Raw genomic sequence first — 12,833 nt, 5'->3', positions numbered from 1 at the left:
AGGGCCTTCTCGGCGGATCAGCTCTGCTGGTAGTTCACCGCGGCGAACCCGCACGGCTGGTGCAGGTGCAGGTAGTAGGCGCCCTCGCCGTAGTCGTCCAGGTCCGCGCCGGCGATCAGACCCACGTAGTCCATCGGTTCGCCGCAACCGGGGCAGTCGGCGTGCTCGGCGTCCTGGATCCACTCGGGCCAGCCGCCAAGCGTCGATCCACCCTGGTTCCAGGCGCTGACCTGATAGGGGCTCGCCAGGGCCTGCCCGACGACCGGTGCCAGCGTCGGGGGGTCCTCCGGTTCGTCATCGTCCGGCAGGTAGTCCGGGCGGGTGTTGCCGGCCCACCAGGTGGTGCCACCGGTCGACGTGACCTGGCTGTACAGCGTCGTGAAGCAGGCGCAGAAGTGGCAGGTCTCGATCACCAACCGCCCGGACCACCCCGTATGGGCAAGCGCGGCAGCGACGTCGGCATCCGTGGTGTCCAGGTCCGCGGCGACCCAGAGCGGCGAGGCGCACCACGGGCAGCCGGGCCGATCGGCGCCCGGCGCTGTTTCGCGCATGACCCACCGGTACGCGGTGTCGCCGCACAGGTCGCGTCGCCGGCCGTCCGAGCCGACCGCCCAGCCGCCCTCGTGGGCGTAGCCGAGCGCGTTGACGTACAGCTCGTCCGAGCCCGCCGGAGGTTGCGTCGACCAGCGACGCAGGGCGCTCTCGGCGGACGGGTGGGCGCTGTGCGCCAGGATCATGAACAGGTCGTTCAACAGACCGGGCGTCCGGCCGCCGTCGACCTGCTCGACGACCCGGCGGACCAGGTCGGCGTCCGCCGCGCGGTACAACTTTGCCGGACACAGCACGTCGAGGTCGAGCAGGAGACCCAGATGCGGAGTCAGCCTTCCCGGATCGGTGTCGGCGATCGCGGACAACTCCTCGATCGCGTCGTCGTCCTCGGCGCCAGCACGTCTGACCAACTCCTCGATCACGAGGGGATGGTAGCCGTGTCGCTGACTGGCGTCGTGCCGATGCAACGCCGGCTGGTGGCAGGCCCATGATGAGTCAACGTCCACATCGGCTTCGTGAGGCGGTTACCCGGCTGCTACCGTCCTGCACCGGAATGACGATCATCGTGAACGCTGGGGGAGCTGACGCGGATGCGTAGGAAGCCGGATGCACGGAGGGTCGGTGCGCTGGTCATGGTGCCGACGACAGTGGCTCTCGTTCTGGTCGGAACCGCCTCGGCGGCGTCGGCGGCCACGGGCACGCCGAGCGGTGCGCCACCGGCCGCCAACGGCGTCGACGTGTGGTGCGTGTCGACGACCGGCGCGAAGGCATGCTTCGCCGCGTACGGGGACCGGGTCTGGGTGAAGGACACCAAGGCGAACGGCGCGTCCGCCGCCGGGACGATCCAGGGACCCGACTGGAGTCGGCAGTGCATCAACACCAGCGGAGCGGACGCCGGCTGGGTCCTGTGCAACTTCGACGTGCCGGAGTACGACGAGGGCCTGTTGTGGGCCGTCAACAACCCGTTCATCGGCAACGAGAGCAGCACGGAGATCTACACCAGCGGCCCGATCTGACGCCTGCGCTCGGGCGTGTGGGCGGTCACGCCTCGGACTCGTCCTGATCAGGCACCTCGACGTCGTCCAGCAGGAGCCACGTGTCCGCGGGGATGTGCGGCTTGCCGGGTACGGCACGCCGTTCCTCGCGGTGGCCCGTCGGGCAGACCTCGACGGCGAGCCGGCGCCAGAAGCGGGCGGCGCCCGGGTTCTCCTCCTGGAAGGGAATCTCCCAGGCGCCCGGGTGCCTGCTGAGGAGTTGCCGGGCGGCGAGACGGCCCACACCCGAGCGGCGCACGGCTCGCACGACGAAGAACTCGGCGACGCGCAGCGGCTGGATCTCCACGCCGGAGACGAAGGCGAAGCCCACGGGTCGCCCGTCCTGGCAGATGAGGTAGCCGGAGCTGTTCGGGTCGGTGCGGTAGGTCGGCAGGCGCCCAGGGGTGAACAGGCCCGCGTCGTCCGGCAGTGAGCCGCGGAACTCGGACAGGTCGTGCCGGTACAGCTGCCACAGCCGCTCCACGAGGGACTGGTCATCGGGCAGGATCGACCGGAGGGTGACAGGCTTCAGCACGCCGTCATCCTGCCCGATCCGCAGGGCGGGAGGCTCGTCGGCCGCGATTCTGGCGGTACGCCATGGCGTCAGACCAGCGGCGCCTGCGCGGATCGGCCGCCGTCGCCGGCTGCGCGGGTGCCCTCCGGAGCGGCGATCGGTGCGGCGATGATCCGGCGGGGCACGACCGGCGCGTCGCGGCCCGTGCCCCGTCGACTGCCTCCGGTCGACTGCTCGTGGTAGTCCTGCTCCACGTTCACCGACCAGACGTCGTGCGTACTGCCGGTGGCGATGTTCTCGACGGTGAGCATCGCGGTCAGCATCGAGTGGTCCTGGTTGTTGTAGCGGTGCATGCCGTTGCGACCCACCGGGTGCACGTTCGGCACGGCCTCGGCCAGCCAGGCCCGGATCACATCCACGTTGTGCTGGTAACGCTCGTCGTACACCGGGTAGGCCTTGGGCATGCGCACGACGTGGCCGGCCTCCACCACGCCGGGGCGGACCAGGCCCAACCGCTCCAGCTCCGCGGTGGCGAGGGCCACGAGGCCGGCATCCGGGGTACGCCACATCTCGTCGTCCTCGAACACGAAGTACTCCAGGCCCAGGCAGGTGCGCCCGTCCTTGACGAGGTAGGGCGACCAGGAGCCGAAGTTCTGGATCCGGCCCACCCGCACCGCCGGGTCGTGCACGTAGATCCAGTTGTCGGGGAACGAGAACTCGGCCGGCACCACCAGGGCCACCGTCAGGAAGTCGCGGTAGCGCAGGTCGGCGGCGCAGGCCAGCACCTCCGGAGGCGCCGGCGGGCGCAGCGCGGCGACCAGCTCCGAGATCGGCATCGAGGAGATCACGTCGTCGGCCGGCTCGGTGCGCTGCCCGCCCGCGCCGTTGAGCGTCACGCTTATCGCCCGCCGCCGCTTCGGGTCGCGGTGCACGGCGGTCACCCAGGTGCCTGTCGACACCTCGCCGCCGCGCTGGCGCACCTGCTCGGCGCAGCGTTCCCACATCATCCCCGGCCCGTACTTCGGGTACTGGAACTCCTCGATCAGGCTTGTCACGTCGGTGCGACGGCGTCGGGGCAGCACCGCGTTGCGGATCGCCGTGGCAAGCGACAGGTTCTTGATCCGCTGGGCGGCCCAGTCGGCCTGCAGGCGGTCCGCCGGCATGCCCCAGACCTTCTCGGTGTACGTCTTGAAGAAGATCGAGTACAGCCGCCAGCCGAAGCGGGCCGACACCCAGCCCTCGAAGTGCGACTGGTCCTTCGGCGGGCGCAGGCGGGCCCGGGCGTACGAGCCCAGGCAGCGCACCGCCTCCGGCAGTCCCAGGTTGCGCAGCGCGTTCGTCGCGCTCAACGGGTAGTTGAACAGGGCGCCCCGGTAGAAGATCCGGCTCATCCGGGGTCGGGTCAGGAAGTCCTCGTCCGGCAGGATCTCGTGCCAGAACGCCTCCACCCGGGGCACCTTGGTGAAGAACCGGTGCCCGCCGATGTCGAAGCGCCACCCGTCGCGCTCCACGGTCCGGCTGATGCCGCCGACCACCTCGTCGGCCTCGAAGACCCGGACCGGCCGCCCATGCCGGAGCAGCTCGTATGCCGCCGTGAGGCCCGCCGGCCCCGCGCCGATGACCACCGTGCCGTGCTGCTCGCTCATGCCGCCGTACCTTCTGCCGATGGGTGAGGCGCGGCGCGTACCCGTTATGCCCGGGATGTCACCTGCTGGTCGTGGTCGTTTCGCTCCGACGGGGCGCGTCGGGGCGTACAACGAGAGGGGCGGCACCCTCACGCGGCGGGTGGGTCGGCGGACCGGGGGAGCGGGGCGGATGCACCGGTGGCGAAGCGGCCAGCGGCACCCAGCGATGCCGGCTGCCCGGCTCGCCGGGGTGGCGGTGGCGGCCCGGCTCGCCGGGGTGGCCGGCGCCGGCGCGCGGCTGGCCCGCCGCGTGCCGGCGCCCTGGCCGTACCTCATCGGGCTCTTTCTCGGCGCGAAGCTGTTGCTGACCCTGCTCGGCCTGCTGGTCCTGCACGCCTGGGACGGCATCCCGGGTGCGCCGCCGCCGGACGAGGCGATGATGTGGGCGCAGCAGCGGGAGGTCTCCGGCCACCGGTGGATCTCCTTCTGGTTCGCCTGGGACGCGCTGCTCTACCTGCGGCTGAGCGAGCTGCCGCTGACCGGGCGGCCGTGGGGGGACTTCGGCTTCCCACTGCTCTACCCGTTCCTGGCCCGGCCGGTCGGCGCGCTGCTCGGCGGCGACAACGCCCTCGCCCTGCTGGTGATCAGCAACGTCGCGTTCCTGGGTGCCCTCGCGTACGGCTACCGGCTGGCCGAGCTGTTGCTCGGCGACGCCGACGCGGCCCGCCGCTTCACCCGCTACCTGGTGCTGCTGCCGACGGCCTTCCTGTTCCAGGCCGCGCTTACCGAGTCGCTGTTCGTCTGCCTCGCGCTGGCCGCGTTCTACTACGCCGAGCGGCGTCGGTGGCTGCTGGTCGGCGTGCTCGGCTACTTCCTGGCGATGAGCCGGTCGGTCGGGCTGCTCGTCGCGGTGCCGCTGGCCCTGGTGCTGCTGCGCCAGCACGACTGGCGGCTCGGCCCACGCGCCCTGCTCGGCTACCTGCGGATCGGCTGGCCGTTGCTGCTGCTGCCCGCCGGATGGTTCACCTTCATGGCGTTCTGCCGGTGGCGGGGCGGGGACTGGTTCGCCTACCAGCACGCCCAGAAGGTCGGCTGGGGGATCGAGGTGCAGAACCCGGTGCCGGTGGTGCTGGACGCTCTGGCCGGCGAGCCGCGCGACGCCGGACGGGTCCTCTTCGCGCTGGCCGTGCTGGCCGTGCTGGTCGCCGGGTTCCGTCGCCGGGAACTGCCGTACCTGGTCTACGGCGTGCTCATGGTGGTGGTGCCGCTGTCGATGGGCCCGGCGGTCTACAAGAGCCTGCTGCGCTACCTGCTCGCCGCATTCCCGGTGGCGCTGGTACTGGCCCGCTGGGCCCGTCGCGCCGGTGTCGACGTGTGGCTGACGGCGGCGCTCGCCGTGGTGCAGGGAGCGCTGTTCGTGCTCTGGCTCACCTACTGGACCCACATGATCATCTGATTGGGCGGCCGCAGGTCGGGGCAGGATGGGGCGATGACCGAGCCACGGGTGCGCCTCGACGACCTCGGCGCCTGGCTGATCAAGGGCAACGCGGACACGGTCGACCTCACCGCCCGGTTCGCCCGCGAGCCGCTGGTGACGAGCTGGTGCGTACGCCCCGGCTACCGGGCCCGGTTGATGCGCGCCGGGCAGCCGGTGGTCTTCTGGGCCAGCGGCAGCCGCGCACGCCTGCCGTACGGGGTGTGGGGCGTCGGGCGGGTCACCGGGGTGGCCGAGCCGGGGCCACCGGGACAGCCCTGGTCGGTGCCCCTGGAGCTGCCCATCCTCCCCGAGCCGGAGCGGGTTCCCCGGCTGGCGTTGCGCGCCGACGACCGGCTCGCCGCTCTGGAGGTGTTCCGTCAGCCGCAGGCGGCGAACCCGTCGTACCTGACCGTGGCCCAGTTCGCCGCCCTGCGGACGCACCTGCCGGTCTGAGACCCGGGCTGTGCGAGCCGGCGGGCCTGTGCGAGCCTGCTACCCGTCGTCGTGGACCCAACTGTCGGGGGAGGCCCGGTGTTCGCCCTGCCGCTGACCGAGGACGTCGAGCTGCGCCCGCTGGACCCGTGGCGGGCCGAGGAGTTCCTCGCCCACCTGGACCGGGCCCGCGAGCACATCCGTCCCTGGGTGTCGCCGTCCTTCGTCGCCACCGACCTGCCGTCGGCCCGGGCGGTGTTGCAGCGCTACGCCGACCGCTGGGCCACCGACTCCGGCGGCATCTGGGGGCTGTGGTGGCGCGGCACCCTGGTGGGCGGGGTCATGTTCGTCTCGTTCGACGTGACGATCGGCGTCTGCGAGGTCGGCTGCTGGCTGGAACCGGCGGCGCAGGGTCGGGGCATGATCGCCCCCGCGATCCGCCGGATCGTCGACTGGGCGGTCCGCGAACGCGGCATCCAGCGCGTCGAGTGGCGCACCAACGCGGCAAACACCCGCAGCATCGCCCTGGCCCGCAGGCTCGGCCTGCAACACGACGGCACCCTGCGTCAGCTCTACCCGAGCCCGCGCGGGCGCATCGACCTGGAGGTCTGGTCCGTGCTGGCCGACGAGTGGCCGGCCCGGCCCTCCGTCCACTGACGACTGCGGATTTCTGTCGTACCCGGGCGGCACCATGCATTCATGGCCGTCCCCGCGCTCACCCCGCATTCCGACCCGCCACGTTCCGTGCCGCTGCGTGAGGCGCGCACGCGGTTCAGTCAGCTCGTCGCGCTGGCCGAGCTGACCGACGCCGTCACAGTCGTCACCCGCGACGGCGACCCCCGCCCGGTCGCCGCGATCGTTCCCGCCGCCGCCGCCCGCAGTGGCGCGCAGGCCCGCGCCGACGCCGACCGGCTCTCCGCGGTCACCGCCGGTTGGGCCCGCCGCCTCGACGAGCAGCACCGGCGCAGCAGCCAGCGGCACGCCGCCGAGCTGGGCGCGGTCCGTGCGGCGCTGGCCGAGGTGTGGGCCGAGCTGGACCGCCGCGTCGTCCCGGGCAGCGACCCGGCGCTGTCCCGGCTGCGCGCCGCACACGCCGACCTGCTCACCGACTGACCGCCGCCCGCCGACTGCCGTGGCCGGCCCGGGCATTCGCGCGGCGCAGGCGTCAGGTCGCGGCCGGGTAGGCGTGGGTCTCGGTCGCCTTGACCGCCACCCAGACCCGCTGGCCGGGGATCAGCCGCAGGTGCGCCGCAGCGGCCGGCGTGACGTCGGCGGCCACGCCGATCGGCCCGTCCACCTGCACGCGCACGTTGTCGCCGTGGCGCTGCACGCCGGCCACGGTGCCCGCCCAGGTGTTGCGCGGGCTGCCGTCCGGCCGGGACGGGTGCAGGGCCACCGCCGCCGGGCGGAACGCGACGAACGCGTCCCCGTCGAGCCGGTCGGCCACGCTGAGGGTCAGCTCCGGCGCGACGCGTACCCCGTGGCCCTCGGCCCGGCCCCGATAGAGGTTCAACCCGACCAGCCGGGCCACGTAGTCGGTGCGCGGGCGGGCCGTGACACTCGGACCGTCGCCCTCCTGCACCACCCTCCCACCCTCGACGATGACCAGGCGGTCGGCCAGCGCCAACGCGTCCAGCGGATCGTGGGTGACAAGCACCGTGGCGCCCGGGTGGGCGGCCAGGTGGCGGTGCAGCTCCGCGCGGGTGTCCAGGCGGGTGCGGGCGTCCAGGGCGGCGAGTGGCTCGTCGAGCAGCAGCAGCGACGGCCCGACCGCCAGCGCGCGGGCCAGCGCCACCCGCTGCGCCTGCCCGCCGGAGAGCTGTCGGGGCCGTCGGTGGGCCTGGCCGGCCAGGCCCACCCGGTCGAGCCAGTCGCGGGCCGTGGCCCGCGCCGCCCGCCTGTCGACGCCGTGGCGGCGCGGCCCGAAGGCCACGTTGTCCAGCGCGTCGAGGTGCGGAAAGAGCAGGTAGTCCTGGAAGACCACGCCGATCGGCCGGCGCTCGGTGGGCACCCAGCCCCGGCCCGCCGGCCGATCCAGGTCGACGCCGCCGAGGGTGACGTGTCCGGCGGTGAGCGGGTGCAGCCCGGCCAGCGCGCGCAACGCGGTGGTCTTGCCGGCGCCGTTCGGCCCGAGCAGCGCGACGACCTCGCCGGACGCGACCCGCAGCGGCACGTCCAACCGGAAGGCGCCCCGGTCGACGACGAGTCGGGCGTCGAGCAGCGGCGCGTTTCCGGCCTCGCCGTCCGGCGGCGCGTTTCCGGACTCGTCGTCAGGCGGCGGGGTCACGGGGCGGCCATCCAGCGGTCCCGCAGCGCGGCCAGGATGCCCACCGAGACGATCAGCAGCACCAGGCTGAGCACGATCGCGGACTCCAGGTCGGTCTCCAACGCCAGGTAGACGGCCAGCGGCATCGTCTGCGTACGCCCGGGATAGTTGCCGGCGAAGGTGATGGTGGCGCCGAACTCGCCAAGCGCCCGCGCCCAGCACAGCACCGCGCCGGCGGCCAGCCCCGGTGCCACCAGGGGCAGCGTGACGTGGGTGAAGGTGGTCCAGCGCCCGGCGCCGAGCGTCGCGGCGGCCTCCTCGTAGCGGTGGTCGGCGGCACGTAGCGCACCCTCCACGGCGATGACGAGGAACGGCATGGCGACGAACGCCTCGGCCAGCACCACGCCCGCGGTCGTGAACGGCAGGGTGACGCCGAACGTGGCGTCGAGCCAGCCGCCGAGCAGCCCGCGCCGGCCGAAGACCAGCAGCAGCGCCACGCCGCCGACGACCGGTGGCAGCACCAGCGGCACGGTGACCAGGGCGCGGACCAACCGGCGGCCGGGAAACTCGACCCGGGCCAGCAGCCAGGCCAGCGGCACGCCGAGCAGCAGGCAGAACAGGGTGGCCAGGGTCGCGGTCTGCACGGACAGCCGCAGCGCGGTCAGCGCCCCCGGCGCGGTGAGCCGCTGCGGCAGCGTCGTCCACGGCGCCCGGACCACCAGCCCGGCCAGCGGCAGGACGAGAAACAGCAGGCCCAGCCCGGCCGGGATCAGCAGAGCCGCGGGCACCCGTCCCCGTCGGCGCGGCGCGACAGCGGGAAGGGCCCCGCTCACGGCGACTGGAAGCCGGCCCCGGCGAGGACCGCCTGTGCCGGCGCCGAGTGGACGTACGCGACGAAGGCCCGCGCCCCGGCCGGGTTCGGCGCGTCCCTCAGCGCGACGATCGGGTAGTCGTTGACCGCCCGCGCCGACTCGGGAAACTCGATACCTGCCACGTCGGCGCTCGCCGCCCGGGCGTCCGTGCGATAGACGAGGGCCGCGTCGACCTCGCCGAGCTTCACCTTGGCGAGCGCGCCCTTGACGTCCTGCTCCAGGGTGACCGGGGTCAACGCGACCCCGGCCGCGGTCAGGGCGGTACGCGCCGCCGCTCCGCAGGGCACCTGGTCGGCGCAGAGCGCCACCTGCACCCCCGGCCGGGCCAGGTCGGCCAGCCCTCGCACGCCCGCCGGATTGCCGCGCGGCACCGCGATCACCAGTTGGTTGCGGGCGAAGACGCTCGGCGTGCCCTCGGCGTTGCCGGACTCGGTCACCGTGGCCATGTTCTTCGGCGCCGCCGAGGCGAAGACGTCCGCAGGCGCGCCCTGGTTGATCTGGTTGGCCAGGGCCGAGCTGCCGGCGAGGTTGAGGGCGACGGTGACGCCCGGGTTGGCGGCCTCGAAGTCCCTGGCGATCCGGGTGAACGACTCGGTGAGTGAGGCGGCGGCGAACACGGTCACCGTGCCGGTGACCCGGCCGTCGGCGGCCGGCGCCGGGTCGTCGCCCCCGCCGCAGCCCGCCAGCGCCAGCATGACGGTCGCGACGGCGGCGGCCAGGGTCGCGCGCCTGCTCCGGCGGCTCATCCGCCGATCCTTGCCCGGGTGGGCGCGGTGGGTGCGGCCCGCTCCACCACCACGGTCGTCGACTTGATCACCGCGACGGCCATCGAACCGACCCGCAGGTCGAGGTCGTCCACCGCCTCGCGGCTCATCAGCGACACCACCCGGAACGGGCCGGCCTGGATGTCGACCTGGGCCATCACCGTGTCCTTACGGACGTCGACGACGATGCCGCGCAGCCGGTTGCGGGCGGAGGAGAACTCCGCGCCCGCGTCCGGGTCGGCGGCCTGCGCGCGGGCGAACGCGGCGAGGTCGACGCCGTCGATGACGCGGTGGCCGTGCTCGTCGCGCCCGGCGGGCAACCGCCCGGCGTCCACCCAGCGGCGGATGGTGTCGGCGCTGACGCCGAGCAGGTCGGCGGCCTCGCCGATGCGGAACATCGTCACCGGGCCACCCTAGCCCTCGCATCTGCGGGCAGGGAAGGGTGTCAGGGGTAGCTTCTGCGTCGCCTTAGCCGTCAAGCGGCCGCAGCTGCGGTCAGGGGCGGCGGGGGTGGCCCTTGAGGTGTCGGCCCAGCTCCCGGGCGATCTCCCGGTTGGCGTCGCGCTCGGCGAGGGTCTGGCGCTTGTCGTACGCGCGCTTGCCCTTGGCCAGGGCCAGCTCGACCTTGGCCCAGCCGTTGTCGAAGTACATCGACAATGGCACCAGCGTCACCCCGCCCTCGCGGACCTTCTCCAGGATCCGGCCGATCTCGGAGCGGTGCAGCAGCAGCTTGCGGTTGCGGCGTGGCGCGTGGTTGGTCCACGTGCCGTAGCTGTACTCGGCGATGTGCAGTCCGTACAGCACGATCTCGCCGTCGCGCTCGTGGGCGAACGCGTCCACCAGCGACGCTCGTCCCTCGCGCAGCGACTTCACCTCGGTTCCGACCAGCACGATGCCCGCCTCGTACGTGCGCAGCACGGTGTACTCGTGCCGGGCCTTCTTGTTCGAGGCGATCAGTCGACGCTCGGGCTGTTTGGACGGGCTCACCCGGCGACGATATCCGGCCGCGGCGTCAGCCGGTCGTCCTGCGCTGGGCGCGCAGCCGCGCGGTGAGGTCCCGCACCGCCTGCGTGAACTCGTCCTGCCCCTCGCACGGCCAGTGGCCCAGGATCGGTGGCGGCACACTGTCGCTTGGCGGCGGCAGAACGCCCTGCGGGTCGGTCAACCGGCGGTCCACCGCCGCCTCCGGCCCGGTCAGCGTCTCGGGGTCCCCGGGCCGGCGTCCGGCGAACATCCACCCACCGATGGGGTCGGTGTCGCGCCACAGGTTCACCCAGCGCCAGCCGACCCGCTCGCCGATCTCCCGCAGCGACGACTCGTCGACGTAGGCGGGGAACAGCCGCGCGTACAGCCGGCTCAGCGGCGACCCGTAGGTGAGCAGGGCGACCCGGTCGGTGACCCGGGCCGGCAGTTGCAGCAGCGTTGCCGCGAGCAGCACCGAGCCGTGGCTGTGCCCCGCCAGCAGCACCCCCGCGCCCTGGTCCACGAGGTAGGTGATCCGCTTGGCCAGCTCCGGCACGGCCCGTTCGGCGTAGCAGGGCGGGGCGAAGGGATGTGCCCCCCGGGGCCAGAAGGTGCCCAGGTCCCACAGGACGCCCACGTACCGGCGGAACCCGGCCGTCCGGTACGCGAATATGCCGCCGATCACGAGCCCGACCAGGATCGCGCCGATCGCGTAGCTGCCCGCCCCGATGATGAAGTTGACGAGGCTCTCGGGCACGCCGACGTACCGCTGGAACACGTCCCCGGGATAGAGCTGGAGCAGGCCGAGCAGGCTGGTGGCCAGTCCGAGCGCGGCGGATGCGGCGTAGACCACGGTGAGGGGTTCCAGCCGTTCGGTGAACCGGGCCCGCGCCACCGCCTGCTCGACCCGGCGCAGCCGCGCCGACGCCTTCGGCGGGGCGTGCGGGAAGTCGGCGGCCACGATCGCCCGCGCGGCCCGCCACCGGCTGCGGCGGGTCGCGACGGTGACCAGCGCGCCCACCAGCAGCGCGGCCAGCACCGCCAGAAAGAACCCGAAGATCGCCCACTTGTACGCCAGCGGCGGGCCGAACGCCTCCTGCGCGGCGTGCCCGCCGTCGCGGTCCAACACGTCCGCCACCCGGTAGACCAACTCGGCGGAGAACGCCACCGCGAGCCCGGCGGCGATCGTGACGAAGACCGGGGCGCCCATCGCGCGCAGTCGGGGGAGCCGCTGTCCGCCGGCGCGTCGCCCGCTGCCGCGCTTCCAGATCACCACCGCCGCGAGGATCACCAGCAGTACGGTCTGGCTGACGAACAGCCAGGCCACGGTGGCGCTGTACCCGGGCAGCATCCTGCTTCGCGGCCACGGCTCGTGGCTGGTCAGGGTGTACGCGATCACCAGGATCGTCAGGCCGCAGGCGATCGTGCGCAGCCCTCGCGTGACCGCCTCCAGCCGGGGAACCGGGCTGGGCTGGTCCATGCCCCGCACCCTCGTCAGCAGGACCACGCAGGCGAGCAGCACGGCCCCGGTCGCCACCGCCAGCGCCGCCCGCACCACCGACTCGTTCTGGCTGTCCCAGGCGGCCAGCAGGCTGCCGTCCAGCGTGGCGAACGCGGCCGCGACGTGCACCGAGCGCAGGCGTCCCACCACCGGGGTCCCGTCCCACTGACCGACCGCGCTCAACTGCTGGACGGAGGTCTCCTGGATCGCCCCGGTGCGAAAGGCGTCGAACGAGTGGCTCGGCCGCGCGCCGAGCCACCACACGATCCCGATGGCGGCTACCGGAATCAGGGCCGCCACGCCCAGCCGCATCCCGGGCGGGCGGCCGCCGAGCCAGGAGAGCCAGCTCCGTCCGGCCGTGCACGTCGGGGCGCCCATGCAGCGCCAGGCGATGAGGTCCACCGCCATCCCGACGATGGAGAGCACGTAGAGCATCGTGAGGGTGAGCGCGAGGACCCGGCACAGCGCGACGATGAGGTGCTTTCCCGAGAGGTTCGCCGGGCGCATCCAGAGCGCCACGTTGCAGAGCATGAACGGCAGCAGGAACACCAGCGACAGCGTCCGCACGGCCGTGCCGGACGGCAGATCGCTCCAGCGGTACGCCTCCAGCGTGATCCCGTCCGTGCCTGTCGAGTCCGGGTAGCCCGGACGCGGGCGGAAGAACCCGCCGCTGCGGTCCCCGGCGACCTGGTGCACGTGCGGCCGGTTGAGCACCTGGTCGGCGCTCGCCCCGGAGACGCCGTGCACCCGCAGCTCCACGACCCGATCCGACGTCGTGGGTTCGGTCGGCGACGCGTCCGCCATGGGCCCCCCGAGGTGTGCGACCGCCGGCCGGT

The 12,833-nt window shown here is 73.4% G+C and carries 14 protein-coding genes; 5 read left to right on the top strand and 9 right to left on the bottom strand.

Annotated elements, in window-relative coordinates; genetic code table 11:
• Nucleotides 1-17 precede the first annotated feature (17 nt).
• Nucleotides 18-971 carry a hypothetical protein gene (locus MILUP08_RS20065; RefSeq protein ID WP_007460934.1) on the bottom strand — a complete coding sequence of 318 codons (954 nt, stop codon included), beginning with the start codon at nucleotides 969-971 and terminating at the stop codon, nucleotides 18-20.
• Nucleotides 972-1,139: 168 nt separating this feature from the next.
• On the opposite strand from MILUP08_RS20065, the gene MILUP08_RS20060 reads away from it, so the two are divergent.
• Nucleotides 1,140-1,565, top strand: a complete 426-nt coding sequence (locus MILUP08_RS20060; RefSeq protein ID WP_007460930.1) for a hypothetical protein — start codon at nucleotides 1,140-1,142, stop codon at nucleotides 1,563-1,565.
• 25 nt (nucleotides 1,566-1,590) lie between these two features.
• Here the strand turns inward: MILUP08_RS20060 and MILUP08_RS20055 are convergent, their stop codons facing one another.
• Nucleotides 1,591-2,118, bottom strand: coding sequence for a GNAT family N-acetyltransferase (locus tag MILUP08_RS20055; RefSeq protein WP_007460927.1), 528 nt, complete (start codon nucleotides 2,116-2,118; stop codon nucleotides 1,591-1,593).
• 68 nt (nucleotides 2,119-2,186) lie between these two features.
• Nucleotides 2,187-3,743: an NAD(P)/FAD-dependent oxidoreductase gene (locus MILUP08_RS20050; RefSeq protein WP_007460925.1), complete on the bottom strand. Its 1,557-nt coding sequence runs from the start codon at nucleotides 3,741-3,743 to the stop codon at nucleotides 2,187-2,189.
• A 205-nt stretch (nucleotides 3,744-3,948) separates the two neighbouring features.
• On the opposite strand from MILUP08_RS20050, the gene MILUP08_RS20045 reads away from it, so the two are divergent.
• The 4 genes from MILUP08_RS20045 (at nucleotide 3,949) to MILUP08_RS20030 (ending at nucleotide 6,744) form a co-directional block, all read left to right on the top strand.
• Entirely contained in the window at nucleotides 3,949-5,178 is a 1,230-nt protein-coding gene (locus MILUP08_RS20045; protein ID WP_237747131.1) for a hypothetical protein, read from the top strand.
• A gap of 33 nt (nucleotides 5,179-5,211) precedes the next feature.
• Entirely contained in the window at nucleotides 5,212-5,652 is a 441-nt protein-coding gene (locus MILUP08_RS20040) for an EVE domain-containing protein (protein ID WP_007460923.1), read from the top strand.
• Nucleotides 5,653-5,730: 78 nt separating this feature from the next.
• Entirely contained in the window at nucleotides 5,731-6,288 is a 558-nt protein-coding gene (locus tag MILUP08_RS20035) for a GNAT family N-acetyltransferase (protein ID WP_007460922.1), read from the top strand.
• Nucleotides 6,289-6,330: 42 nt separating this feature from the next.
• On the top strand, nucleotides 6,331-6,744 hold the full coding sequence (locus tag MILUP08_RS20030) for a hypothetical protein (protein WP_007460921.1): 414 nt from the start codon (nucleotides 6,331-6,333) through the stop codon (nucleotides 6,742-6,744).
• A gap of 52 nt (nucleotides 6,745-6,796) precedes the next feature.
• Here MILUP08_RS20030 and MILUP08_RS20025 read toward each other — a convergent pair whose 3' ends face one another.
• From MILUP08_RS20025 to MILUP08_RS20000, 6 genes are all read right to left on the bottom strand, one after another.
• Nucleotides 6,797-7,852 (bottom strand): ABC transporter ATP-binding protein, encoded by a 1,056-nt coding sequence (locus tag MILUP08_RS20025; protein ID WP_039908415.1) that lies wholly within the window; start codon nucleotides 7,850-7,852, stop codon nucleotides 6,797-6,799.
• A gap of 62 nt (nucleotides 7,853-7,914) precedes the next feature.
• Complete coding sequence (locus MILUP08_RS20020) at nucleotides 7,915-8,730, bottom strand: ABC transporter permease (RefSeq protein WP_007460919.1); 816 nt, start codon at nucleotides 8,728-8,730, stop codon at nucleotides 7,915-7,917.
• Nucleotides 8,727-9,515 carry a molybdate ABC transporter substrate-binding protein gene (gene modA, locus MILUP08_RS20015; RefSeq protein ID WP_007460918.1) on the bottom strand — a complete coding sequence of 263 codons (789 nt, stop codon included), beginning with the start codon at nucleotides 9,513-9,515 and terminating at the stop codon, nucleotides 8,727-8,729. Before modA ends, MILUP08_RS20020 begins: the two co-directional genes overlap by 4 nt.
• A complete protein-coding gene (locus tag MILUP08_RS20010; RefSeq protein WP_007460916.1) occupies nucleotides 9,512-9,937 on the bottom strand; it encodes a TOBE domain-containing protein in 426 nt (141 codons plus the stop codon). The genes modA and MILUP08_RS20010 overlap by 4 nt, the downstream gene beginning before the upstream one ends.
• A gap of 91 nt (nucleotides 9,938-10,028) precedes the next feature.
• Nucleotides 10,029-10,520, bottom strand: coding sequence for an SsrA-binding protein SmpB (gene smpB, locus MILUP08_RS20005; protein WP_007460914.1), 492 nt, complete (start codon nucleotides 10,518-10,520; stop codon nucleotides 10,029-10,031).
• 25 nt (nucleotides 10,521-10,545) lie between these two features.
• Nucleotides 10,546-12,801, bottom strand: coding sequence for a hypothetical protein (locus MILUP08_RS20000; RefSeq protein WP_007460913.1), 2,256 nt, complete (start codon nucleotides 12,799-12,801; stop codon nucleotides 10,546-10,548).
• Nucleotides 12,802-12,833: the final 32 nt, after the last annotated feature.

The organism is Micromonospora lupini str. Lupac 08 (assembly GCF_000297395.2).
Classification (GTDB): Bacteria; Actinomycetota; Actinomycetes; order Mycobacteriales; family Micromonosporaceae; genus Micromonospora; species Micromonospora lupini.
The sequence above is the reverse complement of the archived record's forward strand: the minus strand, read 5'-3'. Positions and strand labels throughout refer to the sequence as shown.